The sequence below is a fragment of the Bacillus sp. FSL R5-0431 genome (assembly GCF_038002985.1).
GTDB lineage: Bacteria > Bacillota > Bacilli > Bacillales > Bacillaceae > Bacillus.
On record NZ_JBBOOG010000001.1, the window covers coordinates 2,894,492 to 2,920,125 of the forward strand.

The following is a 25,634-nucleotide window of genomic DNA, read 5'->3' on the forward strand; positions in this document are numbered from 1 at the left end:
CCCCTAATTTTTTATTCTTCCAAACGACACCAAGTGTTCACGCCAATATCCCTTTTTAAGAGTAGAGTATTGGACGCCACTGTCATTACTATTATACATTCTTCCATCTCCTACATAAATTCCCACATGTGTGATAAATTTACCTTGATACGTACCTGTGAAGAAGACTAAGTCTCCTGGTACTGCCTGACTTTCAGCAATCTTTTTTGTGGCACCGTATTGTTCTTGTGCCGTTCTGGGCAATGAAATGCCCGCTTTTCTGTAAGCCCACTGCACAAGGCCCGAACAATCAAAACCCGTTTTAGGAGTTGAACCAGCCCATTGATATGGATTACCTTCATACTTAAGGGCTTCGTTCATTACAGTTTCATATCCCTCCATAGCGCCGTTGACAGGCTTTACAGTGCCTCCACCCTTCAAATAGCGCATGACATGATCAACATAATTCGGATCACCATAGCTTCGCCAACCTAATTTCAAGGCTTGGAATTTGCTAAATTCTAGCGCAAGAGCTTTTGTATATTTCCCTCCTCGCTTTTTAACAAAGTCTATAAATCCTCCTCCGTAGTTGTAAGACTGTAATGTAAGGCGCACGTCTCCACCTGCTTTTTTAAATACAGCCGCAAAATGTTTTACTCCCACTTGAATTGAATACTCTGGACTTGTTATAGAGTTAGGCGGCAAACCTATTGATTCGCTTGATTGCATGATGTCGAGGTAACGCCCACCACTTTCCTGCATAGTAAGAGCCATGATGATATTTAATTGATCGTAAACACCTTCTTTCCTTGCGTACTTCTCGAAAACATGGCGGAGTCTTTCAATCTCCGGAGCAATACCATTTGTTACAAACTCTTCATCCCCACCGCCGATTTCTTCTTTTTGATTACTCCCCCCAAAAATCAACACAACCACAATCAACAATCCCCCCAAAAATGCGATTGGAAGAACAGTAAAAAAAGCCGTCAATAGCTTTTTCATGATCCATTCCCTCCTCGATCATTTTTGCTTTGACGGCTCTCTATGTGGTCTAACTCAATTTTCACATGTTTCTGTTTCGGTTGTTCCTGAACAACTCTTTTAACTTTTGGTTGTGTATCTGCCTTAACTGTTTCAGTTTCAGTTTTTGGGACTGATGCACTTACTTTTTCTTTTGATTGTGTTTGTTCATTTCTTGCTACGTTAGGAGGAACAGGACTCACAGGCTTTTGATTACTGATACTTTCCTCTGTTAACGTTTTTTCAGAAACACCTTGATCACTTCTTTCAACATCAACTTCATGACCTGATGTTGAAGCCTTCGGACTAACGGTCTTTTCCTCTGCCATTTGGTCTTTAATATATTGTTCACTTCTTTCAGCATCCACAATTGGTATTTTGCTAGATGCTCTTGAATTATTGTTACTTTCTTCTGCTAGTTGATCTTTAGTTGCTTGTTCGCTTCTTTCTACATCCACTTTTGGCGTTGGATTTGAAGCGTTAGACACATTGTTGCTGCTCTCCTCTGCCAACTGATCTTTAGTTGCTTGTTCACTTCGTTCTATATCCACTTTTGGTAGTTGATTAGAAGCACTTGCACTATTATTACTTTCCTCTTCCAATTGATCTTTAGTCGCTTGTTCGCTTCTTTCAATATCCACTTTTGGTAATTGATTAGAAGCACTTGCACCCGTTTCTTTTTGATCTGTTCTTTCCACATCTTCTCCATCTGCCACATACAATGGAGGCTTATAATCATCTGCTTTCGAATCTACATTTGACCCATCAAGCTGTCGTCCTCTTTCAATTTCTTTTTTCGAAGACACATCATTTTTTAGAGGATTATTTTGTGAAGTTCTATCAAATTTAGAGTTTCCAGTAGTTGATTGATTTTGTGGTGCACTTCGTCTATCTGCTAAATACTGTTGCTCTTCTTCTGCTTTTTTCTTTTCTTCAGCAGCTTTTTTGGCATCACGTTTCTTTTTCCATTCGCTAATACCACTACCGACTTTTTTCGCACCTTCCCATGAAGGCTGAACGACTGCCTTTCTAGTATTCTCTAATAAATTTGCGTCTACAGACTGGACTTTACCAGCCGTAACAAAATTGATGATCTTGTCTCGTTTTAAAAATGCAAAGATCAGAATAGCCGACAATGCTGCCACATTTAAAAAATACATCCCTAAATTGGTAGGAGGGATAGTCTTATTAACAATTACGCAAACAGCATAAACAAATACAAGAACAAGAGTTAGCATTGCTTTCATAATAAACAAAGCGAACATTCTCCCAAGCGACACAAAGCCACTATAGGCAAATTGCGGAACATAAGAAAGAATAAACGCAAAAGGAAGAAAGAATGCGATCGCTAGAACGATAATTTGAATCAAGAAGTTAAGAAACGGAATCAAAAAGAATGGAACACCTAGAGAAATTGCGGCAAGCATCCCTATAAATGAATAACCTAACTGTGCATAAATACTTCCCTCTGCAATACTTTGGTTTTTATATTCTTTTACCTCTTTGTCATTAATGAACTCTTTCTTTGCACTTCGACCCTCACTGGTCAATTTGAAAGAAAGTAGCGTGTCTATACGATCAAGACCACCTTTTCCATCCCCCTTCTTCAAAATTGTTTTTTCATTTGGTGTACCATAGTTAGTCACCAAATAAGGATTTTTCAAAGCAGCATTAAAATAAAAATTTCTAAGAACGGCTGTCGTCCCTTTAAGCTCTTGACCTTTTTTTACGTCATCCATGGTTAAAGAAGAATCACCTTTACTCGAAAACGAATCGGTCAACTTATTACCAACTGTGATTAATTTCCCTTGTGCTTCTATCGACAACGCATTAAGAGATTCTATCCAATATCCAGCTTTACCGACCCACAGTCCTGCCACAATCATGACCATAAAAAATAAAACAAAACGTCTCATACCTTCTTTAAAACTTCCACGAATTAAAAATAGATAGACTACGAAGCCTATCATAAATACAAAGATTATTTCTCCGAAACTATTCTTTAGAACGCTGTACATTTTCTTTGAGACATCTGTCACAGCATCACTAAATCCTTCTATCGGTTCAGCACTCATAAATAAGTCCATCGCTTTATCAACGACAAGAACTATTATTTGCGTTGTGCCTAGCATTACATTAGACAAAGAAACGATAGTTCCCTTAATCATTCCATCCTCGGCTTGGTTATGGGCTTGATAATGCTCCAATGGAAAGCGACTTATTTCAAGCTCAACTCCCCCTACTTTCTCTACTTTCGGTTGTACTGTTTTATCACCATCTTTATCCTCCGCACTTGCAACAGCCATAATAGAAATTAATATTAAGAGGATTATAGAAACAATGATTAAATGCTTTTTCATCTCATCACTCCCAAAAATTGAAATAAAAATAGCCGTCCATTTAAGGAACGGCTTAAAAATGAATATTTCCTATTCGATCAGATAGTTCAAAATACGCTTTTAGCAATATTGCGTAAAACACACCAATTGATGGATGTTTTAAGGTATAATCAAAAAAGAGCCTAGGCTATTCCCGTAGCCCAAGCTCGTTCCACCTCAAAGGAGGTGAATAAAATGATGAAAATTACAACCTGCTTGTTTTTAATAATAGCTTCAGCAAACCTCTTGATTAATTTGCTGATCTTAATCAAGCAAATGTAAGTTCATCTAGTCTGAAGAATGGTCCAGTTGGGCCATTTTTTTGTTTTTCCTCCGCCTTCAAATTAAAAGACCTCATCGGATATATATGTTATTTGTCGTTTATTAACGCCTTGATTACGCATTCTCTTCGCCTTTAGCTTCAAAAAACAAACTGTAAAGACATCATTCTTTAATTATTTGTTGCGCCCCGTGTATACTCTCTCGTTTAATACCGCTGTGCTGCCGTCTTCTATTCGCCCTTTATCGTTGAAAAACGTCCAGAAAGACAAGATAAGATGTGTGTTATTTGTACTTTATTCAAAATGGAAACACATCATTTTGCAATTATTTGTTGCATCTCGTGTATACTCTCTCGTTTAATACCGCTGTGCTGCCGTCTTCTCTTCGTCCTTTATCGTTGAAAAACGTCCAGAAAGACAAGATGTGTGTTATTTGTACTTTATTCAAAAAGGAAACACATCATTTTGCAATTATTTGTTGCATCTCGTGTATACTCTCTCGTTTAATACCGCTGTGCTACCGTCTTCTCTTCGTCCTTTATCGTTGAAAAACGTCCAGAAAGACAGATAAGATGTGTGTTAATTGCAATACTTTTGTTTAATCTATTTGCTGTGCTTTGTGTATAATTTTTATTTTAATCCTCTAATTCATTGCAATGGTTTTGTTTAACAAAATTTTAAAAAACCTCGTGTAGTTCACTGCAATTTCTGATATACCGTAATTACAGTTTCCTGTAGTTTAGTATATCATATTTCTGTATACATGTATTTAGATGTATGATATTCCATCATCAATTCAATGTCAAAATCACAAATACATTTCTTCCGCATATGCAACCTCACTTTTATTGATTGTTTCAAATGCCCCCATCCACTCATCAAACAAGCATTCAATGGAAATTTTAGCTGTTCGCCCATAAATGTCCTTAAATAAGCATTGACCTTGAAACATGGATTCAAGCATTTTTTTGTTCTCCTCGCTTGGTTCAAGGTTCATCCATTTCAAGACTTCTTCACGTTCGTTTGGTTCGTCAAAGGCGAATGCTACACCAAAGTTTCCTGTATCATCCTCATGAAGTGCGTCTTTAGTTGATTGAGAAATAAAGAATTCAGCATTGTTATAAGAACGCCCAATACGTCTCATTTGACGCTCTACTTTTTTCCCCTGCGGAGAAGCTGTAAAAATCCATGCTTCGTCTATGAACTCGGCTGTTTTTTCGTCCGCATTCATTCCAAAAAGCTCGCAGAACTTTCCAAGTGCAAACATGACCGCACTTGATTTCAATTGTGACTTCGTGAAATTTTCTATACGTTCTCCGAAGTCTGGTAAATCCATATTTTCAACTTCCAAGATAGTAATTCTTTCACTAAGGGATAAGGAAGGATTAGAACCATCGTGAACTAGCAGCTTCATGATAGAGTCCTGTACAACCTCATATAAATAGTCTCCGGCTTTTTGCACTACTTCTTCTTTATGCCTCTGCATTTCGTAAATAACATGCAGCGATCCTACTTGTTTACCTTGCTCTTTCATTTCGAGAACTTTTGTAATGGCTCTCAAAAAAGCAGTGTTCACATCATCTTTTCCTTTAAAATCATAGACCTGTTCAAATATAACTTCTAACAAGTCCTTAGCTTTAGTTGGCGGCATAAAGGTAATTGGGTCTAATGCGCCCCAGTTTTCTTTCTGTTCATGATCAAGCGTGATGAAATGATACTTTTTCAAATGATCAATATACAAAGGAAAGTTTTTACGTGTTTGCGGATTATTGATAACTTTCTTAATCCACTTTCGCATTTCTTTTTTCGGATCAATATAAAGTGATTTTATATCCATGAAGGATATATACGTGTATATCAGTTTCGCTAAAAATGATTTTCCGTTACCAGTATCGCCTGTTATTAGACAATGTGGCGATCTGGTTTTAGAGCCTTTTATTTGCTGATTAGCAAGAAAAGGATGAAACAAAACAAAGTCTCGACTTGATCGAATGGCGCTTTCTAAATCTGTATGCTTATCAAAGCGATCACCCCAACCGAGGAAAAAACCGATCTTAGAACCAACAAAAGAATCAACACCTAGCAAACATTCTGCTAAGCCGTTTTGGGTTGTCTTCTGAATCCAATTTTTGTCCATCAAATCTAACTTTTCAGCAGGCAACATTTTATAAAACAAAGACAGTTGATCAGCAATAGGAATCCTGCACTTAATTCCTGCCCCTTTTAAATGTCGAACAACCAGACGAGCCTTTTCAACGCATTCTTTTTTAGTGCGTCCGTCAACGATCACAACAGCAAGCCAATTGATTAGAGACACTTCTTCTTTCTTAATCTTGTTTTGAAGGTCTTTGACAAGAAATGCACTTGTCATTGTTGACTGGTCGCTTTCGTCTCCAACACTATACTTTTCATTTTGTTCTTCTCTAAGCTGCTGATGTTTTATATTTAAAGCTGTCTTTGTCATCGACTTACTTTCAACTTTTGCTTTAATCTCGACCTCTACAGGGAACGGCAAAGACTGTACTTCATAAAAAAGGTTACTGTTTGCCATGTTGTCTAAAAATTCGTCAACAACAATCATTGAAATATGACCTTCATCTTGATCACTAACAAGTTTTAAAGAGCCTGGAATTGTTGGGTCTATAACAGTGTTTGTAATTGAATGAATATCTCCATTTTGGCTTTCTTCCTCAACATCGTGATAAAGCCCTCTTATAAAGTGATAACGATTGATATATTTAAGCTCCGCTTCTCTCAATCTCTCTCCAAACACAGATGTAACCGTACTCGCCAAATCGTCCTCAATCTCTTTATATTGTTCAAAAAATTGGGATGATACATCTTGTTCCCACCCAAGCATATTTACAACGGTGTCTGTGACAGTGTTAAACATAGATACAACGTTATCTTTAATATCAGCATCCATACTAAGAAGGGTTTTGTTCAATTTAATACCTATAATAAAGTCGGGTCTGGTCAATCTCCCCAAGCGCTGCTGCAAAACACTCACTTTTTCCTGCATGTAATAAGAAGCAACTTCCATAGAGTCCTCATGTATATCCTTTTTCAATACATTCAAACGCCCTTCGAGATCAAAGCGACTCGGATACATCATCAAATGGAAATCTTCATACTCTGTTATTTCTTCATAAAAAGACGTCCACTTGCCTTTATAATCTTCTATCTCACTTTGATTTCTGCTTGGGATTGAGCTACTTTTGATCCGATAATACGCCCAAACGTCTCCCGTTTTCGTCAAGATCATGTTGTTTAATATACTCTTCATTGGTGTTTTCAAATTCACCACCATTTTTCCGCACCACCTTTACTAGAGACTTGAATTTTATTTCTTGATCATTTGCAAAGTCCATAATTTTATCATTACAATATTTTTTCTTTGGCAATTTGATTAGAACAAGGTACTTTATCAAACCCCAAAAATACAGATAAATATTTTTTCCTTCTGGTTTAATCTTTGTTATTAAAATTGTTAAACCTAGTGGAATGCCAAAAATCACGATCACATAAGTATTTTCAAAGGCGCTAGGAAAAAACTTCCTAACACCTAAGAAAAAGCCAAAACTAATAGCAACAAAAATAAAATAGTTGATCATGGGGATCAACTCTATCGCAAATGGTAAACTATAATTTTCAGTTATCCTCTGAATTTTCTTTGGTTCCCTAAGTGCCTTGCGATAGTTGAATACAAATCTCGACACACTATCACCTCTTACATCGTTTTAAGTAGTGCACCAACCCAACCTGTGACAGTAGACCAGTTTTGAATGCACCATACACCAGCACTTGTAAACACTATTGCACCCACCATTTTACCGATACTTACTTTCGCAAGATGCTTTGTAATCAAGTACATGGCTATAATTGCTATAACCTGCGCAACAATTTGCTTCCCCCAACTTTGTACACCGCCTATTGTTGGTAAGTCTGCTTTGGCTCCTAAGATCAGATAATCTAAAAACTCCATTTTTTCCACTCCTTATTGATGTTTTAGTTGATTTACATAATACTGACCACTATTTTTGGTAACGAACAAAGTAAATCGTTCCTTTACCGGTATGCTCGTTTCTTTTTCTTTGAAAATGACAATAGAAGATATTTCAAAGCCATCATCATTCTTGTAAATGCTGAAGTTTTCGACATCACCAAATACCAGATGACCATTTAAAGTCTCTGGTGTTTTCATGATGTAAGTCATATCGTTCTTTGTTTCTTCGGCGTATTTCCGAAAGAACGTATGCAAGAATTCCTTTATGGCTGCTGTTTGATCTCCGTCATATTCCTCACGATCTTCTTTCGTAATTGCAATATCACCTTTGAGGTCGTATATCTCTGAAATGTAGGGAGTTCCGCTGACTGCAAATTGATCCCCCTTGTTTTTTACTGGAATGTTCAGCAATGCTTGTTTTTTAATTTCATGTTCCTTCTTTTTCACCTTTACAATGTTCGAATACTCAATTTCGTATTGAAATAGAGTTTCTTCTTTCTCCTGTTTCACATTGAAAAGAGTGTAATTATTTAAAACTCGATCACCTTGCGCACCAGATATAGCAAATAATGTTTCTTGTTCTAATTCATCACTTTCTTTAGCAAGGTAAGTCATTAATTTTTTATGACGGTTTTCAATAGCCTCATTTTCATTCTTTACGTTGATATATTCAGCAACGAAGCCCGACAAAAAACGTTCTCCTGCCACAATAGACACTTCTTCTTTTTGCTTACTGTTTCGCTCTTGATTTCGTTCAATATCGTTTACTACAGATCTTGTATTGACCGACAGCAACACAGACAAGAAAGCAAAAAAGACAAGCGTTGCAATCATTGACCATATACCTACGGCAATAATCTTTGTTCGATCTCTGGGGATTGATTTTGGCTTTTTCTCTGGCTTTTTAACACTTTTCAACTTCTTCTTAAAAGCTGATAATAATGAGTTATTTCGAATGGCCATCTTACCGTCATTTTTTTTCTTTTTCATTTTCTCCCTCCTTTACTTTAATTGAACACGTGAGCACACGAATGAAGCTGTAAAGAGCTAGTAATACAAAAGTAAAACCAAAGGAAGTTACAGCAAAGTGATGTACAACAATAGATTCATGAGTAAACAATTTATACAGAAAGCCACCAAAAGCAATAAGTATTATGGAAAACAATAAAGCAAGTGAAATATACCTAGCAATAATGGCGATCCACTTCAAAAAAGTCATGATACTCCCTACTTTCTTCAAGATTCTCGCTTTAAAAAGAGCAAGCCCCGAAAGACTTGCTCCTGCATCATTTATTATTTTTTTGCGAGTCCTTTAATGCTCGTTTGAATAAAGTCCATAAGCCAAGGGACAAAATCTGTTAACCCTGCAAGAAGCGCCATTCCTACTGCTCCCGCAATTACTGCTGCTAATGTTCCCCATGAAAAACGATCCACATTCTCTGGTACTGCCATAATTATCATTCTCCTTTGTTTTTAGTGCATGTCTCCTGTGACATGCTCGATAAAGTTTTCAATATCTCTCATTACATTTGGATAATCATCTTTCAAACCGACTATTGTTAAACCCAAAACTATGAATAAAACCGCCATAATACCCAATCTAAATATATTCTGTTCCAATCTACCTCCCTCCTTATCTAACCAAAGACAAAGCTCCTCCTCTTGCTGTAATCTCTTGTTTATGTCCACCAATCAAAAATTGATAAGTAGTTTTAACACTGTAAGTAATTTCAGTTCCATAAGGATGCTTTTGGTTCAAAGAACTGCTTTCAATTTGAAAACTGCCCCCATACGAATTTTCATTCTTTTTCGTAATCGCTTGAAACGCATCTTTGGTCAATCCTCCTCTTCTCTCAATTTGGTAATTTGCATACTGCTTAAAGTCATTAATTTGATTTAACCTAATGCAATAGTTTGCCACATCCGCAACAAGAACAAGGCAGAAACAAAAAATATAAACCTTAAACAGCGTCATTACTGATCCTTCAACCATGTTTTATCACCCACCTCCATTAATAAATTGGATGGATTTCACACCATCTATCAATAGAGTGATAAAAAATGAGATCATTACAATCATGACTGGCATTGCAACTTTAGTTGGGAAAGTGCCGAATTTCCGCAATTTATATTCAACGATGTCATCAACCGTCATGAATAATTGTTCATTCGTCATCTTTCCTAATTCGTAGATAATGCTGTCATCGTTTGAATTTTGCTGATACTCATACAAAGTGAGCATGAATAATCTTGCACTATCACCACCACTTGTATCATTCGCAAAATCTATAAAGGGCTGCACGTCATTAGGCTTTTCATGCATTGAAATTAATAGCTTTCTCAATGCATCTTTCAAAAGACCCTCATCAAGCCTTGATGACAGACGTTCAAATGCTTGATAGACAGTAGACATGTTTTCCAACAAATAAATATAGACTTCTCTAGAAAACTTGAAAAAGACAAGCTCTCTTTGAAATTTTTCAACCTCATACCATCCCTTGATTTTCCTGTAGTCCATATGGTAAATGAAACAGGCTAACGCCAACGCTACAACTGCTACAACTGGCTTAAAAGCAATCAATGGTAACGAAGCCAAAAAAATTGAAGCAGCTTTAAAGAATCTCTTCTTTTGAAATCCTTCAAAACTCAATTCTGGATTCAAATAGAGCAACATTTCACGCAAGTTACTTTCCCCGATTTTTTCCCAAAAAGAAAAGACCGTCTTTTGTTTGACCGTCTGTTTCGCCTTCTCATTTTTCATGTTTTTAGATTTTCACCTCCGTGACAGCATCATCAAAATACCTTTGATTAAACTGATGATAGACATAGAAAATGATAGACAGGTAAACTGTATTCGCTATCATCCCTACTAAGGCATGTGCGTAAATATCAACGTATTTTTTTAGGGTAAATGAAAGCATAATGCCTACAATAAACCCTATTGAGTAGAGAATCATCGTTCTAAAGTCTTTCTTATGTTGCTGCTTATCTTCAATAAATCTTTGCTGTTTCAACAAAACTTTATTGTGATAATCTTTTGTATCTTTGAGCGTCAAAATTGATGTGCGCCCCTCAACAAACATGATTCCTAGTTGCTCTATATATTGATCGAATTGCACATCATTTTTATATGCATTCCTCAAATTTTTAAAAGCCTTCACGACCTCCTCTTCATCTGAATCAACTAAAGTTATTTGAAGATCAATGAGCTTTTGTTTCAATTCACCTTCTGCATATTGAGCACATGCAGAAAAAGCTTCTACCAATGGCATGTCATCATTCGTCAATAACTGGGTCATATTATTTAAGAATCGGTTTCTTTCTAGAAAGGCTGCCATTTCATAATCATTTTTAACTTTTCTTCGCAACTGATAAAACCAACCATACGAACCACCAATCAAACCACATATAAGAGCCATCCACCAATAATGAAAAAGTAAATAAGTTAATCCTGCAAAACACACAAATGGAATCAAAATGAATTTTGCATATTCTCTTTTTTGTAATGGCTGACCAAATGCTATAGACATAGCACGTATTTCTTCTAAGCTATAGAGCTTCTTTTTACGAAATTTCATGTACCCCCCACCCATCTTTAATTTTGCTTTGAAGCTGAATATTCACACGTTTTTCCATCATTCGATTCATGAAAATGCTGCTCACCTTACCTGGCAAAAATTCAAATCCTTTATTGGTAAGATCACAACGAAAAACCGTCAAGACTTCACCATTCGGCAAAAACTCCACGATCTCTTTTAAATACCTTTTCATACGCCCTTCTCCATCTTCAATTTTTTCAATATGAATCCCGAAATTAAGATAACGGAAAATATCCTCTCTCATAGATGCTTCGTCAATGTCGTAACCCATTTTCATCATATTAATAAGTCGTGATGGTATCGCCCGAGCATTAACAGCGTGTAATGTCGTAATCAATCTGTGACCCGTTAAAATCCCTTGCATCATTTCATATGCTTCTCGACCTCGTGTCTCTGAAACAACCTGCCAAGCAGGGTTATTTCTTAAACCTGCTTTCACCAACATTTCAATGTTTATCGAAGGATTAGTAATCCATGATTTAATGTCCTTGTCAGGAAAAAGGATTTTCGCATGGCTCTCGGGAGTATCCTCAATCATGACAATATGATCTTTGTACTCAACAAACGATAACAGAAGTTTTTGAAGCTCGGTTTTGCCTGTTCCAGTTCCGCCAGCGATTGTGACATTAGATTTAGAAGCAACAATTGCTTTCAATAAATCGAAAATATAATCTGGAGCAAAAGATTTAAAGTTCTCTTGATGTAATGCTAATTTTGGTCTGACAACCCGAAGCGCCATTGTTGTGCCATATTGGGCAATATCCTTATGAACTGCATTCAGACGCAAATTAGAAAACGCAGCATCCAAGATCGGATTTTTTCGGGTGAATTCTTTGCGGCAGGCATTAGCGAATTTTTGAATGATCTTGATAATGTATGATTCTTCGATTTCTCCATAACGGAATTTCCCTTGATTCGTAATTACATCAAGATGTGTACCGTTATACGAAATGTCTGTTACGCCCTCATACTCATCAATGATCTTTTCAATGACCCCTAAGCCAACGACTTCCGCCATGACAAATTTCAATTCTTCATTACTCAAATGAGGGAAGTCTTTCTTGACCACCTCATTCACTTTTCCCCTTGCTTCAAGATCGACAAAGGCTTTTAATAATTCTGAAGGATGGTGTAGTTTTAAATGTTTTCGTACATCCTCCAGTAACTGCTTTTGTTCCTCAATTTCAGTAATCATTTACGATCTCCCTTCGGTTTATCGACAACTAATGTTGTTCGATATTCTTTGTTTTTTTGATCCGTTAATATAATTTTTACAGCTTTCATTTTTCCATCAGTACCTTTGAGGTACTTATATTTGAAAGATGTTTTTCCAAGTTTCACGTTGTTTTTCTCATTAAAAGAACTTTCGAAATTCAATTCGAAAGCCCTCTGTGACAATTCAACTTTCCCCTCTTCTATTCTAATGCTGTTATCTACGTTTCTCAGGCTCGCTATACGTGCTGATTCATTCATTGTAGCTATTATGCTATGTTGCCTATAATCAGCAACAGAATAGTACGTGGTCGCACCCACAATAAAAAGGATAACCGCCACCATCAAAAGAATTAAGGGTACACCCTTCAAATCCCCTCCCTCCTTTCAAGAAATAGTTTTTCAACGTTCTAATTTTTCTAACCAAAGACAATTAAAGCGACACACTGGTAAAGCAGCTATAGGCGTTTCAGCATTTTCATTCGAGCCATCAATTGTAAAGAAGACTCTCAAAATATAAGAGTCTTCTCCTTCTTCCAAATTGCCCTCAACCTCAAATGATTCAGCCCCACTTGCAACATTCTCCCGTAAAGCTCTTAAAAAAGAGCCGCTAGGCGATTGAGAACCAACCCTTTGCAGCTCTTTTTGAAAAGTAGATATGTTTTCAAAAACAAATGACATTATTTATAATCTCCTTTCATTAGATCACTTTTGGACTTCATGACCAGAGTAGATGACACCAACATACATTTCTTCGCCCCTGTCTTCTGGAGGCTTAACTTGGAAATCTACTTTTAGATCACTTTCTTTACCTTCCAACATAATTTTCTTATGAACCGTAATGCTTTCATCAATGATTTTAGAAAACATTATTTGTTGGCCCACTTCCTGCCAGATACTTTCATTTACATTACCTGCTCTCTTTTCAATATCCGCCAAATCTTCATCAAAGTGCGTAGGGTTTTCCAATAATATATTTAACATTCTTATTCCTCCTTTTTTTAGAAACGAAAAGGACAGTCTTTTGACTATCCTTTTAAATCATTCATGTAAATTAATTTTCATTTCTGATGATTCTTTTTTAGCACCTCAAAAACTTCTTCGATATAAGGTTCGTCTTGATTGATGACAAGATAATTATTAAATGGCTTTTTACCATCGTTTTGCCTACCTGCTTCAATACACCTTCAGACTTTACTTAATTCATTTAAGAATCCTTCCTCAATATCTTTTGGAACATACGAAGAAAAATCCTTTAAGTTTATAACAGCAAATTTCAATTTAAATTCACACCCACTTCAAGTAATTTAAAGAAAAAGATTTCTTCCCCCTATTCCCCCACTCATGGGGGACTCCCTCGCCGGTAGGCAGCTCAAAAGGTGTGATGACCTTTTGAGACATTAAAAGGGTTTGGGGGCGCTGATTGTTTCAACTCCTTAATGCTCCCTACGGTGCGCTTACCGTTGACACAAACGATATACGCATCACCTGTGTTTATTAGTGGTCAGAGTTTAACGAGACATAACCCAATCTAAATCCTTTTTAGTCCATCCTTCTGGCAGACCATTAGGAAATGGATTGTCAGCATAAACAGGTTTGAGCAACACTTCATCTTGATCCTTTGTGGTGCTATCCATGTGAGCATACATAGACGCATAAAGCTCCAATTGTTCTGTGACTTCCGTTTTGACCAGATTTACACCCATTGGCTTTGACTTGATTTTTGTATCGTATTTTCCTAACTCCGCCCAAATAGGGGAATAGAATTTACGACCGCCATCAACCAGATCATACGAAATTCTTTTGTCTTTGCTTGCCACTTGATCATCACTAAACAGGCTACCTGTGTGTCTCTCAACGTTTACATGAGGAAGCTCATACACAAGGTCATAGACTGACATTTCACCTTGTTTTTTGTTGGTAGAAGATGTCTGTTCCATAGGGATCAAAGAACGAACACCTTTTTTTGTATACGCCAAATAACTATCGACTAAGCTAGTAGGAACTTCAAAATTAAATGATGGCTTAATACTGCCGCCAATTTCATTTTCATAGTGAAGATCAATTCCCCTCATGAATCCATAGCCTGTTTTCTTCTTTTCAATTTTCTTCAATGGAAAAGCCAGTCTTTCATAATAGACTTTTCCTGTTGTGGGTGTTTTCTCTGTCATGACAACACCCTTATAGGACAACTCCTTTCCGTTAGATGAACTTGCCTTGATCGTTTTTTCGCTTGCTGCATATCCATCCGTACTTAATTCGGATGCAGCAGCAGTAATTTTAAAATCATTTTTGTCGAAGCCTGTGAATTTCACAGTGTAAAGAGCCTTGTCATTAATCTTCAAATACTTTGCAGGGATTGTCATATTAATCTTCTTAGGCAATTCTTTTACGGTATACGTTTTTGACGCGACCTTTGTCGTGCCACGATATAGCGCCACTGTGATTTTTTTGTCAATCATATCTTTCAAGCTAGACTTGTAATTCAATTCCTTTGATAAATACACTTTGACAGGAAGACCCTTTTCCCATTGCGCTGTATAAATTTGCAGCTTATCAAACGATAGCTTTGCCAATGGCTTATCATAATGATAATTGATGACAATATTCTTGCCGCCAATCGTTCCACTTTCTTTGTCTCCTGTTGCTTTCACATAACGGTATGTGTATTCGCCATCTTTAATTGTAGGATGCTTTTCTGCATACTTTTCACCACGAACCTTTTTATATTTCTTGGTCGCTTTGATTTTATCGCCTGTACGGTTGTCATAATAATTGACCGTCACTGACCTCTCCAGATTGTAATAAAACTTGATCGTCACATCTTTGCTGCCTAATGTGCCTGTTTTCTTATTTGTGTTCACAGGAATAAATTTTTCTTTCCCTTTTGCAATGGATTTTTTAGGCGAAAATGAATACGTTGAACCTATGTTTCTTATATAGCTCTCCTTTTCCAAGACTTCTCCAGAATATTTATCAATGTGCTGCACATTGATTTTCTTCTGGCGCACTTCAAACCCCACTGACAAATTTATATTTGGTTCTGGGTCAGTTAACAGGCCAGAACCAAGCCTTTGATATTTTGAACTCGAAGCAGTGAACAAAATAGACTGATATTTACCAAGAGAAGGCTTTATTTTTTCATATTTTATGTCTTTTCCATATTCAAGAGGAGCAGTAAAATGAAAACTTCCTCCTCCAGTAATCTTAACTTTTTTATTAGAAAACTTTTTCCCATCATAATGCAAAGTTACTTCTTTTGGGATGTTTAGAGTAATTGAATTTTTCTTATCGGCTTTAAAGATAATTTTCTCAGTCTTTTGTACATTTCCTTCTAAGTAGCTTTGCACTTTTTCCTTTGAAAACTTGATACTAGTTGATGGAACGTCTTTTTTCTTAGCATGTTCCATCAATTTCTTGTATCCTGGTATTCTTTCACGTCCAGACGAATGATTGTTGTTCATAACAGAATCTAAAGCAATTGTTGTGGCAACAAGACCTGTATCATTGTTACCTACTTCGTTTTCTACTCCACCGTACCCATAATAAAGAATTGCCCTAACCTGTTCATTCTTATAAGCATTACCTCCACTATAAGATGTACCTGTTGGCGGTGAAATCTTAGCATGATCAAGACAAAAAGCGATCTCTCCATTCACTCTAAATTTCCCAACAATATAATCACCATTTCTTGCTTGCCCTAAATACTCTACTTTAGGCGATGAAGCCTTTAGAGTGGAAGTAAATACAACACCAACTAGCAAGACTAATATAATAGATAATCCAACAAGAATTAGCTTCTTTATAATTTCATTCCTCCTTTTGATTCCAACAAAAAAGGCATTCGTTTATACGAATACCTAAAACTTACTTATTCCCAAGAATCCCAAGTGTTTCCGCCACTATCAATTTCCCCAGAATCTTTATGATCCCATTTTTTATTTTCTAAGTCCTTACCGACCTTATCCCAATCAGTACCGCTTGTTTTCTTTTGAGAATCATTAGAAGGAGTTTTTTTCGGCACTGTTTTAGATTTTTTCGGAGTGTTGACCTTCCGTTCCGAAACTGTATTATTTTTAGAACCACCATTACTTACATAGTTCTTTTTTGTCTGAACATTTTTTGAAGGACTAGGAGAACCAGTTGTATTTCTATATACGTTCGTTTGTTGTTTTTTCACAGGAGCTTTACTAACACTACTATTGTTATTCTTTTTCGATTCACTGGCAGCAACGATTCTTTCTTTTTGTTGTGGCTGCTGCTGATCACTAACAACCTGTTTTTGCTGCTTTTCGACTTTCTTTACCTTTTTAGGCTTTTCCTTCTTAACTTCTTTTATCTCTTTTACTTCCTTCTTCTTCACTTGTTCTTTTTTCGGTTTTAGTTTCTTAGTTTCCGTCGTCTTTGTTTCTTTTACAACAGTAGCTGTTTTTGGTTGCTCTTTATCTTGTGTCTCCTGCTTTGCGTTAGCAGCAGAGAACCCCCAAATAGTTCCTCCAACTAAAACGCCCGCCAACCCTAGACTAATTACAACTTTTTTCGCTTTCATAGTCTCCCCGACTCCTTCTTTTTACGTTTTATCCTTATACAATTATACCATTTTTTGCACTTTTTTTACATCAAAATTTTGAGTTTTTTCCAAATAATTGATGTGATTTAACACTTTATTATATACTTGTCGAACACTACTTTTATCAAGGAATACCTTTGTACTGGTCATTCTTCCATCATCCATAAATTTCGTCTTGTAAAATGAATAACGGTATTCTGAATAACCTTTTATACGTTCTCCCTCCACAATCAAAAACCACTCACGACTGATCTGTCTTACATAAACCTTAGAAGGAACACCAACCATAAAACCCAAATTAAAAAGTCTATGATCTAACCCTTTCCATTGGCTCATATTACCTCACACAGCTTGATCCAATTTAAGTCTTTTAAAATTCAAGACAACATAATCATCTTTCTGTTCAAAGGAAGTTATAAAAGTGATCCTCCCCAAAACAAGCCTTCCTGTATACTGTCCATCCTTAAATTCACGCAAACGAAGGATATCACCTACTTGAAATTCTCTGTCATTTTTGCGAATTTCAAAGCCCTTTATCCCTGTTTTGATTGCCCATAAATATTGCGGCATTATTTTAAGGTCATGTACTGTTTCATTCAAAATAATCCCTCCTTTTTTCAAAACAAAAAGGACAGTCTTTTGACTATCCTTTAAGAACTCATCCCCCTATTCCCCCGATTCTTCGGGGGACTCCCTCGCCGGTAGGCAGCTCAAAAGGTGTGATGACCTTTTGAGACATTTAAAAGGGTTTGGGGGCGCTGATTGTTTCAACTCCTTAATGCTCCCTGCGGTGCGCTTACCGTTGACACAAGCCACATTCGCATCACCTGTGTTTATTAGCAGCAAGCACCTAGAATCAAACCACCATTTCATGAATTGGCGTTAAGAATGTTTCTAACATTTTTTCATGTTTTTCTTGCAATTCCGCATTGATGATCATGTCTGATAAATCATTTTGCCCTAAGGCTCTATCAGCTTCAAGAATCATCTTCATCGTTGGCGCACAGCTATTTTTCAACCAATTACGGGACTTCTGGTAAAAGTCAGTTTGCGGCTTTGTATACAACCTCAATTTCTTTACATCACCGATAAATTCTAGCCAAAACGGACTTGTTTCTCTCATTCTTTTTTCTTCTGGGCCATCTTCTTCTACAAAACGAACATAGTTGTTTATGATAGCCATGCCGATACTGGTCAAATTTCTATCTTTAATTAGTTCACAAACAGCAGAATGAGCACGTTCATTTTTCAACCTTATCTCATACCTGTTCCAATCTTCCATTTCCTCATAAGGAATGTTATATTTTTCAGCCTGTTCAAAATTCTTTTCGTAAAAACAAAGATACGCATCTGATTTTTTAGAACCGAAGTATAACGTTGTTCCCCCAAGTCGACCATCACCAATATCAAACGATCCATTATAATCAGATTTACGAAATCTCGAAACGCACAGCCCATTTTGTGCTTTTTCCAGAAGAGAAGGTATAGTGAAATAGGTTCGCTTGTCATCAATCGCTATATCTAACCTTGTAAAGCTGCCTTTCTCATTTAGACAATCTTGAAAGAAATCAAACCACGTTTTCTTTCTACATTCGAGAAAAGATTCAAATTGTCTACAGCCCTTACCGGAAAATTCAATCAGCGTGCCCCTTTCATCATCTGGGGCACTGTACATGACCTTGATCATATCCATTTCCCACGTTCCAACATATCCGTAAAAGCCTTTCGGCTTCTCTGTCATAAAATCTTTGTGGATATGTAAAATATTTCGAATGATATGATCTACATCGTGAGTCTTAAAACTAACCCTTACATAGTCGACCATTGATGTTAAATTTTCTTCATCTTTTTCATTCTTGCGTACTACCCCCCTGTTAGCGCGGGGGGGTTTTACTTGCCCCTCGGTCATTCGCTTCGCTCACTCCTCCTAAGTCACTTCGGGCGCTTTCGCTGCCGCTTGCGGCTGCCGCCGCCTGCGCGCCCTACGCTCCTTTAGCAAGTCGGATTTCTTCAATGAAATCATACCCATTTGGTATCAAAGGGCTATAAAATTCCATTATGTTTCCTGTACCTGCATAGGCGTATCCTCTACCTTTAATATCTTTTTCAACGAATTTTTTATCAGTATCACCAAACAGCATGGCATAACCAGTTTCGGACATTTTCCCTAAAGATACTCTGAAATTAAATTGGTCTCTTATTCCGTCCGCAAAATATTTTGCGTCTGGTCTTTGAGCACCAGCAACGAGAAAAAAGCCCATCTGTCTGCCAAGCATGATAATTTGTTTAATATCCTGTATTGCAGTTTCTCGCTCCTGAAAAGTAAGCATATCCATAAACGCCACATACTCATCAAATATGATAAAAACAGGTTTATATCCCAAATAGGCATAGTTCTCCCCTGTCCTATATTTTGGATGATTTTTCATATCATCCATCCTTTGCATCATGTCCTCAACAGACTTTCGCAAAGTCATCATAATACCGTTTTTACGAGAAAAAACCTTTCCCTCGAGAACTTCTTCTAAATCTGCCAAATCCGCATTTTTCGGGTCTAATATACGCACATCTGCCCCAGATGCAACAAGGGACTTTACCAAAGTCAGTATAAAATATGTTTTTCCTCCACCTGTCCCCCCAGAAATCAGCATGTGCGGCAACTTATCAAATGCCCAATCAATATGCTTCATCAGCTTCATAGAGCCTTTATTTACAACAGCGTCATCAATGGATATACGATTTTCCCCTGCATCATATAGCAACTTATAGGTGAAAAAGCCGTCTTCCATATCTGTAGACACTAAATCACAAAAGAACCCATTTTCGAATTCCTTCCCTAATTCCATAAATCTTTGTTGAAAGCGACTCATATCCATTGCAATTTTGATAATGATATGACCGTCTTTCAACCTATAATAAAACCTAGGGAAATATGTGATTTTTTGAACCATCCTACCTGTGATACGGCTTTTCACGCTTTTACTCTCATAAAACTTATTCGACAAAATCATCCTTGAAATTTTTTGACGATGATAAATCTTATTCAATTTCTGCTTACGGAACATATAAAGCCAACCAAGTAAAATAGCAGTTGGAACAACAATTGACACAGTTAAACTTGTAATGATCAAAGGAATATTAAAGGTGAAATTTTGAAATGTATCTTCAACACCTTTTTCGTATAAAATCCAAAGATGGTCTTTCCAAAAAAGAGTCATCAGCAACAAAAAAACAGGCACACTTATTAATGCACCTGTTTTCATCACGTTATTTTTATGTCTAGGACGAATCTTTGTCCCTTTATACTTCCATAGCTTAGAAATGGTCATCCACCCCTAGCACCATTACTTTTTATCATTCGTTGCTGTTGCTGCTGTCGTTACTTTTAAAGCATTAGCATTTGAACCTTTAAGAATAATATCATCCGCAACAACAGTCCACGATACATTAGCAAAGTTTCCATTAGCACGTGCTTGTGCCTGGATAATCGGGTTTACCAATTCAACATCACTCATAAAATCAAACTCTTTAAGTTCGACTGCTGCGGGCAAGGTAACTTCAATTTGACCGCCTTGACAGCTAGAACCTAAGTTATATGTTCTTGATTCCAATTGATCCGTTCTTTTATTAGCAACTCGATCAAAAACGAATCGATCACGATTTAAGCCCATAAATTTAATTTCGCCAAAAGTTTCTGCAATATTAGGTACAATAAATTTCAATTCCATTATAAATCTCCTCTTTTTACGTGTTCATCACGATTTTTATTTTTCAATAATTTTAACTGACTTCGATCCTTCATAGCCGCCTTCTTTAAAGTATAGACGGACTCCAGCTCTACCCTTGCTAATTATTCGATCTACAGTAAGAGTTTCCGCAATCACAGAACCCAAACAACTAATTTTATTTACCTTTGATCCAATTGAACCTTTTTTACCTTCTGAATCTCTAAAATATTGGATGGTCATTTAATGCCCTCCAGATCTTATATTTTAAAAAAGAATCGCTCCGACTCTGAATCTGTCCTCATGGCGCTTATCAGTCGCTAACGGCTCTACGCCCTCATGACAACCTAGTAGGCTAATTATAGCCATCAAGCTGACTACAGCTATTTCGCACGCTTCTTCTAGCCTGCTACAGTATTTGAAACATGATTACTGTTAATCGTCAAATACTCACGCATGACATTTCATTCAAGAAGCCTTATAATAAAATTGTCTAGGTTTTATTATCGGCGTTCTTGATTCAGTCAAGGGCGCTTTTTTTGTCTGTATGTATTTTTCAAGGAACATCATTCCTTTTTAACCAGATATTCCACTCACATATGGGCCATTCAAAAGAATAACTTTTGGTTTGCCACCGAATATGACTGGTGATTCGTCAACAAGAGGCATCCTAAAATAATGCGTCGGCTTCCCCTCTGAATAAAACGCTTTTCTAAACCATTGATCAAATTCCTCATATTCTTTGTGCAGTGACTCATCAATCTTTTTTTTGAATTACTGCTGCTAGAGCAAATGTAATTGGTTCTTTTTGATCTTCAAATCTCTTTAGAGATTGATTGAAAAGTTCCAAAAGACTCATTCCACTCACTACCTTTCATTTCTCTATCGCTCACATAGTGGTGTAAACTCACACTATTCATTTTGCGAGAAGAGAAGAAATTTCATCCATGCCAACTTTATAATGCTTTTTAATCCTACGGAATGACATCCCTTTTAATAGAAGTTTTTCAACAATTTCTCGTGTCATTGGCTGCGATAAATAATGGTCTATGTACACATTATTTAGTGCCATCTTCATTCTTGCAGACCAGTCACCATCTAAAAATTTAGCGAGTAAAACAGCTTTTTTCATTACATTATTGGTATCTTTCAGAACCATTTCTTCAAATCCTTTCATCCTGTTTTATTTATGAAGGGATATTTTTCATGAAAATATTTTATAGGGATTTTCCCCTTTTCTACCCAGTAACCCAATGAACTTAGCTCTTCATTCATCTTTTGAACTCTTAACTGCGCTGTTCTTAAAGATTTCAAACTCAATAATTCTTTTACATCATTAGAATTATAAAAATGTTTCATATTCTCACCACCAAAACTTGATATATATGACGATTTTTATTTAAAAAAATTTTGAAGTGGTACGCTAAACTCCTTAGACAATATTTTCAAGAACTTTAAACTAGGGTTCACTTTATTCCTTTCAATTTTGCTTATGTAGGAGTTAGAAACCCCCAACCTCATTGAAAATTGCTCCTGAGTTAGAAAATATTCCTTTCTGACTTTTTTGATAAAAGCCCCAACATTCAATCATTTCCCCCCTTTCATAAACTTGACATATATGACGATAAATAAAGTATATCACCTTTAGTTTTATCTTACAAGGCTTTTTGACACTTTTTTTAAACTATATGTCAAGTCTTCATGATATAATACATTATGTGATGCTAACCCTTTAGCGAGTAGGTGAAATGTAAGTGGATAACTTAGTCGGACAAAAAATAAAGAAACTAAGAAAACAAAAAAAGTATACTCAAAAATATGTTGCCGAAAATTTAGGTATTACAGACAGTTATTTATCTAAACTTGAAAAAGGACAACCACCTTCAATTACATTACTCAAAAAAATGGCTGACTTTTTTGATGTAGATCAATCTTATTTCTTTATCAAAGATGATGAATTAAAAAATTTCAATGAGACCGAAAAAGAACTGATATTTGAAAAAGATTTATCATTAGAAAACATAAAAAATAAATTCAATATCTTAAAAGTAGATGATCAAGAAATTTCTGATGATGAACTGAAACTCATGCTCGAAGTCTTAAAAGCTTATCGGGTTTCGAAAAATGATATTGATTCTTAGAATTGTTACTTTCACCTGAAAGTAACTTTTTTAATTCTTCTATAAAATTTTCATAAATTATATTCTCCTTCTTCATTTGACACCCTCCCAGATATTCAGTGTTTCCTATTTCTTTGTTTATAAGATTTAGGAAACACCTGTAAAAATAACGAAAGACGCTGCCTAAAAAGGCGACGTCTCTTTTTTAATAATACTTTGGATTTTTTATACTCATACCAATTGCCGGATCAGCAGCTTGATTTGTATTGTTTAGCTGCCATATATGATTCAACGCTGATACTAAAACCGCAGCTGATAAAAATAATGTAATTTTTAATTTCATACATATTCACCTCCTTCATTATTATTAAATTGGATTCCCAGTCTCTCAAGCAAATACCTTGGAATACTGGCTCTAAAATTATCCTTTTGAGTATAGAAATAGTGCATTGCTAACAACAGTTTTTCTTTATTTTGCTTTCTTTTTCCTTCAAATAAAAGAATTAGAGGTACATATTTACTTTCACGACTGAACTGGTCAATTTTTTTAAGACTAGCTAAAGCTCTTACAAAACAGCTATTTTTTTCGGTGTTTAGAGGTTTCTCCCAAAAAATTTGCAATAAGCCTAATTGTTCACATGTTTCCTCGAATGTAGAATTACGTCCTATTTTCTTGCTAATCTCTATTACCTTTTCAAAACAATGGCTCGCCATTTCATAAGATTCTAGAAAAAAAGAAAGACCTTTGACAAAGTATCCAGTTATTAAATAATTAGGTCCAAGATTTTCTTCAATCAATTCATCGGCTATTTTTCTTGCGTTTAGAATATCGTTATCCTTTTTCAAGAAAATGTATGCACTCGCCTCATTCAGTCTACATTTAAATGATTTTGTAATAAAGGGATCTTGAATATTTAATATTAAATCATTTATATTTCTGACATAGTAAGCAGCCAATTCATATCTCTTTTTAAAAAAGTGACAATACATTTCTAAAATCATGAGTAGTGTCTTCATTTCTAAAGTTTTTGGCGTTAATGCTTTCAAATTTTTCAAATAACTTTCTTCATCATAGTAAACCATTCTTTTAGATTGAAGCTGCCACTTATAAATAAATCCCCACTCTTCATTCTCTTGATTGCTATCTAAAGAACATCTTTGAATTAATATATCGGTCAGTTCTCTATAATTTTTACTATGTGAATATTCTAGAGAAGCACGTATATTTTCATTTCTTTTTATTATATCTATGAAGCCTTTCATCAATTCTTGTTCATTTTCAGAGTCTAAAAAACAGACCAACTCATAAACCATCCAAAAAGCAATTTCTTGTTTTTTATTAATAAACTTACTTATGTAACCTGAACTAACCCCCAATTTCTTTGCAATTTCATTTTGACTTAAAGGATTAATGTCGATTAGTTTCTTTAGCTGATCTCTTACATCAACTGATTTCAATTCAAATCACCATTTTCCTTAAAATTTAACATACCTATTTTAAAGATATTGTCGATTTATGACGAAATTATTCAATAAATTCAAGAAATTCTAATTCTTCTTTATTATACCATGTGAATTGAATTATATGACGTTTTTAGTCGTTTGTCTAGTTTAAATCATAAAAAACGTACTATTAGTCAAGTTTTATGGTATAGTGAAGTTAAATTTTAGCATTAGAGGTGACTGCTTTGCCACAATATAAAGATGAAGCTAGAGGAACTTGGTACTTTAAAACTTGGTACAAGGATTCCTTCGGAAGGAGCAAACAAAAATTAATACGTGGATTCAAAACTAAAAGAGAAGCGAAAGAAGCAGAAGCAAATTTTATAAGTCAGAAAAAAGATAAATTTAGCACTGAGGCTACATTTGATACTGTTTTTACACATTACATTCGTTATAAAGCACTTGCTAAAAAAACAATAAGAAGAAAAACCAACGAATATAGAAATCATATAGAGCCTTTCTTCGGTAAATTAAAAATAAAAGATATAAAACCACAACAGGTTTTAGAGTTTAAAGAATATTTAGAAGATCACTTTGATTCTTTAAACAGCGCAAGAACTGCATACTCAAATTTCAAAGCAACCATTAATCATGCAATTGCATATTTTAAACTTACTGACGACCCAACAACCTTAGTACCAGCAATCAAAAGAGAAAAACCTAAAACAAATTTTATTAAGAAAGACTTTTTTGAGAAAAAAGTTAAGAATATAAACCATCTATACTACAAAGAATTAGCAATCCTCATGTTCTATACAGGATTGCGTGTGGGAGAAGCTATGGCATTACAATGGAGAAATATTCACTTAGAAGAAGCTCAATTATACGTTGAATTCTCACTCGATATAGTCAATCGCACATTAGGAAACACAAAAACATTAGGAAGCCAAGCCTATGTTCCTTTTCATGTTTCCATTAAGGAAATGCTCTCTCAAATGAAACATGAATCCCAAGAAAAATATTATGGTTTTAATGAGAATTATTATGTTTTTGGAGGGATGGAACCATATCATTATTCACACTTTTACAAAAAGTTCAAAGAAGTTTTCCCAGAACTTAGAATACACGATCTAAGACATAGTTACGCTTCTTTCTTAATTAATAAAGGCGTCGACATATATTTAGTTAAAGAATTGATGAGACATGATAGCATCCAACAGACTGCTAACACATATGGTCACCTTTATAATGAAAGAAAACACAACGCCATGAAGGCATTTGATTAGCAAGTGATATCATAT

The 25,634-nt window shown here is 35.7% G+C and carries 30 protein-coding genes and 1 pseudogene; 2 read left to right on the forward strand and 29 right to left on the reverse strand.

Annotated elements, in window-relative coordinates:
• Window positions 1-3: 3 nt before the first annotated feature.
• From MKZ03_RS14990 to MKZ03_RS19050, 27 genes and pseudogenes are all read right to left on the reverse strand, one after another.
• Window positions 4-981, reverse strand: coding sequence for a bifunctional lytic transglycosylase/C40 family peptidase (locus MKZ03_RS14990; RefSeq protein ID WP_341032283.1), 978 nt, complete (start codon window positions 979-981; stop codon window positions 4-6).
• Window positions 978-3,359: a CD3337/EF1877 family mobilome membrane protein gene (locus tag MKZ03_RS14995; protein ID WP_341032285.1), complete on the reverse strand. Its 2,382-nt coding sequence runs from the start codon at window positions 3,357-3,359 to the stop codon at window positions 978-980. Before MKZ03_RS14995 ends, MKZ03_RS14990 begins: the two co-directional genes overlap by 4 nt.
• A gap of 1,107 nt (window positions 3,360-4,466) precedes the next feature.
• A complete protein-coding gene (locus MKZ03_RS15000; RefSeq protein WP_445662028.1) occupies window positions 4,467-6,968 on the reverse strand; it encodes an ATP-binding protein in 2,502 nt (833 codons plus the stop codon).
• Complete coding sequence (locus tag MKZ03_RS15005; RefSeq protein ID WP_341032287.1) at window positions 6,871-7,377, reverse strand: conjugal transfer protein; 507 nt, start codon at window positions 7,375-7,377, stop codon at window positions 6,871-6,873. Before MKZ03_RS15005 ends, MKZ03_RS15000 begins: the two co-directional genes overlap by 98 nt.
• 11 nt (window positions 7,378-7,388) lie before the next feature.
• On the reverse strand, window positions 7,389-7,643 hold the full coding sequence (locus tag MKZ03_RS15010) for a hypothetical protein (RefSeq protein WP_106031467.1): 255 nt from the start codon (window positions 7,641-7,643) through the stop codon (window positions 7,389-7,391).
• Window positions 7,644-7,655: 12 nt separating this feature from the next.
• Window positions 7,656-8,654, reverse strand: coding sequence for a conjugal transfer protein (locus tag MKZ03_RS15015; protein ID WP_341032289.1), 999 nt, complete (start codon window positions 8,652-8,654; stop codon window positions 7,656-7,658).
• 303 nt (window positions 8,655-8,957) lie between these two features.
• Entirely contained in the window at window positions 8,958-9,116 is a 159-nt protein-coding gene (locus tag MKZ03_RS15020; protein WP_157840133.1) for a hypothetical protein, read from the reverse strand.
• A 21-nt stretch (window positions 9,117-9,137) separates the two neighbouring features.
• The gene (locus tag MKZ03_RS15025; protein ID WP_335370839.1) at window positions 9,138-9,284 is read right to left on the reverse strand and encodes a hypothetical protein; all 147 of its coding nucleotides are present in this window, start codon (window positions 9,282-9,284) and stop codon (window positions 9,138-9,140) included.
• A gap of 13 nt (window positions 9,285-9,297) precedes the next feature.
• Window positions 9,298-9,657 (reverse strand): hypothetical protein, encoded by a 360-nt coding sequence (locus MKZ03_RS15030; protein ID WP_341015559.1) that lies wholly within the window; start codon window positions 9,655-9,657, stop codon window positions 9,298-9,300.
• Between the two features lie 6 nt (window positions 9,658-9,663).
• The gene (locus MKZ03_RS15035) at window positions 9,664-10,425 is read right to left on the reverse strand and encodes a hypothetical protein (protein ID WP_335370841.1); all 762 of its coding nucleotides are present in this window, start codon (window positions 10,423-10,425) and stop codon (window positions 9,664-9,666) included.
• A 4-nt stretch (window positions 10,426-10,429) separates the two neighbouring features.
• The gene (locus MKZ03_RS15040; RefSeq protein ID WP_335370842.1) at window positions 10,430-11,242 is read right to left on the reverse strand and encodes a hypothetical protein; all 813 of its coding nucleotides are present in this window, start codon (window positions 11,240-11,242) and stop codon (window positions 10,430-10,432) included.
• A complete protein-coding gene (locus MKZ03_RS15045; protein ID WP_341032292.1) occupies window positions 11,229-12,458 on the reverse strand; it encodes a CpaF/VirB11 family protein in 1,230 nt (409 codons plus the stop codon). The genes MKZ03_RS15040 and MKZ03_RS15045 overlap by 14 nt, the downstream gene beginning before the upstream one ends.
• Complete coding sequence (locus tag MKZ03_RS15050; RefSeq protein ID WP_341032294.1) at window positions 12,455-12,847, reverse strand: hypothetical protein; 393 nt, start codon at window positions 12,845-12,847, stop codon at window positions 12,455-12,457. The genes MKZ03_RS15045 and MKZ03_RS15050 overlap by 4 nt, the downstream gene beginning before the upstream one ends.
• 30 nt (window positions 12,848-12,877) lie before the next feature.
• Entirely contained in the window at window positions 12,878-13,156 is a 279-nt protein-coding gene (locus tag MKZ03_RS15055) for a hypothetical protein (protein WP_341032295.1), read from the reverse strand.
• 24 nt (window positions 13,157-13,180) lie between these two features.
• A complete protein-coding gene (locus tag MKZ03_RS15060) occupies window positions 13,181-13,459 on the reverse strand; it encodes a hypothetical protein (RefSeq protein ID WP_341032296.1) in 279 nt (92 codons plus the stop codon).
• Window positions 13,460-13,986: 527 nt separating this feature from the next.
• Window positions 13,987-16,239, reverse strand: a complete 2,253-nt coding sequence (locus MKZ03_RS15065) for a thioester domain-containing protein (protein ID WP_341032297.1) — start codon at window positions 16,237-16,239, stop codon at window positions 13,987-13,989.
• A 107-nt stretch (window positions 16,240-16,346) separates the two neighbouring features.
• Complete coding sequence (locus MKZ03_RS15070) at window positions 16,347-17,024, reverse strand: hypothetical protein (protein WP_341032300.1); 678 nt, start codon at window positions 17,022-17,024, stop codon at window positions 16,347-16,349.
• 42 nt (window positions 17,025-17,066) lie between these two features.
• Complete coding sequence (locus MKZ03_RS15075) at window positions 17,067-17,381, reverse strand: hypothetical protein (protein WP_065097525.1); 315 nt, start codon at window positions 17,379-17,381, stop codon at window positions 17,067-17,069.
• A 6-nt stretch (window positions 17,382-17,387) separates the two neighbouring features.
• Window positions 17,388-17,645, reverse strand: a complete 258-nt coding sequence (locus MKZ03_RS15080; protein WP_065097526.1) for an ASCH/PUA domain-containing protein — start codon at window positions 17,643-17,645, stop codon at window positions 17,388-17,390.
• 256 nt (window positions 17,646-17,901) lie between these two features.
• Entirely contained in the window at window positions 17,902-18,954 is a 1,053-nt protein-coding gene (locus MKZ03_RS15085) for a replication initiation factor domain-containing protein (RefSeq protein ID WP_341032302.1), read from the reverse strand.
• Between the two features lie 73 nt (window positions 18,955-19,027).
• Window positions 19,028-20,374, reverse strand: a complete 1,347-nt coding sequence (locus MKZ03_RS15090) for an FtsK/SpoIIIE domain-containing protein (RefSeq protein WP_341032303.1) — start codon at window positions 20,372-20,374, stop codon at window positions 19,028-19,030.
• A 15-nt stretch (window positions 20,375-20,389) separates the two neighbouring features.
• A complete protein-coding gene (locus tag MKZ03_RS15095; protein ID WP_341032304.1) occupies window positions 20,390-20,773 on the reverse strand; it encodes a YdcP family protein in 384 nt (127 codons plus the stop codon).
• Between the two features lie 36 nt (window positions 20,774-20,809).
• Entirely contained in the window at window positions 20,810-21,013 is a 204-nt protein-coding gene (locus MKZ03_RS15100; RefSeq protein WP_341032305.1) for a hypothetical protein, read from the reverse strand.
• A 36-nt stretch (window positions 21,014-21,049) separates the two neighbouring features.
• Window positions 21,050-21,142: pseudogene (locus MKZ03_RS15105) on the reverse strand (hypothetical protein); the annotation flags it as partial.
• A gap of 544 nt (window positions 21,143-21,686) precedes the next feature.
• Window positions 21,687-21,929, reverse strand: a complete 243-nt coding sequence (locus MKZ03_RS15110; protein WP_341032307.1) for a hypothetical protein — start codon at window positions 21,927-21,929, stop codon at window positions 21,687-21,689.
• Window positions 21,930-21,943: 14 nt separating this feature from the next.
• The gene (locus MKZ03_RS15115) at window positions 21,944-22,129 is read right to left on the reverse strand and encodes a hypothetical protein (protein ID WP_268412664.1); all 186 of its coding nucleotides are present in this window, start codon (window positions 22,127-22,129) and stop codon (window positions 21,944-21,946) included.
• A gap of 36 nt (window positions 22,130-22,165) precedes the next feature.
• Window positions 22,166-22,357 carry a helix-turn-helix domain-containing protein gene (locus MKZ03_RS19050; RefSeq protein WP_445662029.1) on the reverse strand — a complete coding sequence of 64 codons (192 nt, stop codon included), beginning with the start codon at window positions 22,355-22,357 and terminating at the stop codon, window positions 22,166-22,168.
• 167 nt (window positions 22,358-22,524) lie between these two features.
• Here MKZ03_RS19050 and MKZ03_RS15120 point away from each other — a divergent pair, with 167 nt between their 5' ends.
• Window positions 22,525-22,911, forward strand: a complete 387-nt coding sequence (locus MKZ03_RS15120; RefSeq protein WP_012009095.1) for a helix-turn-helix domain-containing protein — start codon at window positions 22,525-22,527, stop codon at window positions 22,909-22,911.
• A 184-nt stretch (window positions 22,912-23,095) separates the two neighbouring features.
• Here MKZ03_RS15120 and MKZ03_RS15125 read toward each other — a convergent pair whose 3' ends face one another.
• Both MKZ03_RS15125 and MKZ03_RS15130 read right to left on the reverse strand, forming a co-directional pair.
• Window positions 23,096-23,233 (reverse strand): hypothetical protein, encoded by a 138-nt coding sequence (locus MKZ03_RS15125; protein ID WP_268412662.1) that lies wholly within the window; start codon window positions 23,231-23,233, stop codon window positions 23,096-23,098.
• Window positions 23,230-24,348, reverse strand: a complete 1,119-nt coding sequence (locus MKZ03_RS15130) for an AimR family lysis-lysogeny pheromone receptor (protein WP_341032310.1) — start codon at window positions 24,346-24,348, stop codon at window positions 23,230-23,232. The genes MKZ03_RS15125 and MKZ03_RS15130 overlap by 4 nt, the downstream gene beginning before the upstream one ends.
• A 221-nt stretch (window positions 24,349-24,569) precedes the next feature.
• Here MKZ03_RS15130 and MKZ03_RS15135 point away from each other — a divergent pair, with 221 nt between their 5' ends.
• Entirely contained in the window at window positions 24,570-25,619 is a 1,050-nt protein-coding gene (locus MKZ03_RS15135) for a site-specific integrase (RefSeq protein WP_327821659.1), read from the forward strand.
• Window positions 25,620-25,634: the final 15 nt, after the last annotated feature.

What these genes read in the sequence shown, in the direction of transcription:
- MKZ03_RS15085 (WP_341032302.1), bottom strand. Translation starts at nt 18,954, where the DNA reads ATGACCGAGGGGCAAGTAAAACCCCCCCGCGCTAACAGGGGGGTAGTA.
- MKZ03_RS15045 (WP_341032292.1), bottom strand. Translation starts at nt 12,458, where the DNA reads ATGATTACTGAAATTGAGGAACAAAAGCAGTTACTGGAGGATGTACGA.
- MKZ03_RS15075 (WP_065097525.1), bottom strand. Translation starts at nt 17,381, where the DNA reads ATGAGCCAATGGAAAGGGTTAGATCATAGACTTTTTAATTTGGGTTTT.
- MKZ03_RS15095 (WP_341032304.1), bottom strand. Translation starts at nt 20,773, where the DNA reads ATGGAATTGAAATTTATTGTACCTAATATTGCAGAAACTTTTGGCGAA.
- MKZ03_RS15035 (WP_335370841.1), bottom strand. Translation starts at nt 10,425, where the DNA reads ATGAAAAATGAGAAGGCGAAACAGACGGTCAAACAAAAGACGGTCTTT.
- MKZ03_RS15070 (WP_341032300.1), bottom strand. Translation starts at nt 17,024, where the DNA reads ATGAAAGCGAAAAAAGTTGTAATTAGTCTAGGGTTGGCGGGCGTTTTA.
- MKZ03_RS15040 (WP_335370842.1), bottom strand. Translation starts at nt 11,242, where the DNA reads ATGAAATTTCGTAAAAAGAAGCTCTATAGCTTAGAAGAAATACGTGCT.
- MKZ03_RS15100 (WP_341032305.1), bottom strand. Translation starts at nt 21,013, where the DNA reads ATGACCATCCAATATTTTAGAGATTCAGAAGGTAAAAAAGGTTCAATT.
- MKZ03_RS15000 (WP_445662028.1), bottom strand. Translation starts at nt 6,968, where the DNA reads ATGGTGGTGAATTTGAAAACACCAATGAAGAGTATATTAAACAACATG.
- MKZ03_RS15110 (WP_341032307.1), bottom strand. Translation starts at nt 21,929, where the DNA reads ATGGTTCTGAAAGATACCAATAATGTAATGAAAAAAGCTGTTTTACTC.
- MKZ03_RS15015 (WP_341032289.1), bottom strand. Translation starts at nt 8,654, where the DNA reads ATGAAAAAGAAAAAAAATGACGGTAAGATGGCCATTCGAAATAACTCA.
- MKZ03_RS15090 (WP_341032303.1), bottom strand. Translation starts at nt 20,374, where the DNA reads ATGACCATTTCTAAGCTATGGAAGTATAAAGGGACAAAGATTCGTCCT.
- MKZ03_RS15055 (WP_341032295.1), bottom strand. Translation starts at nt 13,156, where the DNA reads ATGTCATTTGTTTTTGAAAACATATCTACTTTTCAAAAAGAGCTGCAA.
- MKZ03_RS15125 (WP_268412662.1), bottom strand. Translation starts at nt 23,233, where the DNA reads ATGAAATTAAAAATTACATTATTTTTATCAGCTGCGGTTTTAGTATCA.
- MKZ03_RS15020 (WP_157840133.1), bottom strand. Translation starts at nt 9,116, where the DNA reads ATGGCAGTACCAGAGAATGTGGATCGTTTTTCATGGGGAACATTAGCA.
- MKZ03_RS15030 (WP_341015559.1), bottom strand. Translation starts at nt 9,657, where the DNA reads ATGGTTGAAGGATCAGTAATGACGCTGTTTAAGGTTTATATTTTTTGT.
- MKZ03_RS14990 (WP_341032283.1), bottom strand. Translation starts at nt 981, where the DNA reads ATGAAAAAGCTATTGACGGCTTTTTTTACTGTTCTTCCAATCGCATTT.
- MKZ03_RS15060 (WP_341032296.1), bottom strand. Translation starts at nt 13,459, where the DNA reads ATGTTAAATATATTATTGGAAAACCCTACGCACTTTGATGAAGATTTG.
- MKZ03_RS14995 (WP_341032285.1), bottom strand. Translation starts at nt 3,359, where the DNA reads ATGAAAAAGCATTTAATCATTGTTTCTATAATCCTCTTAATATTAATT.
- MKZ03_RS15010 (WP_106031467.1), bottom strand. Translation starts at nt 7,643, where the DNA reads ATGGAGTTTTTAGATTATCTGATCTTAGGAGCCAAAGCAGACTTACCA.
- MKZ03_RS15115 (WP_268412664.1), bottom strand. Translation starts at nt 22,129, where the DNA reads ATGAAACATTTTTATAATTCTAATGATGTAAAAGAATTATTGAGTTTG.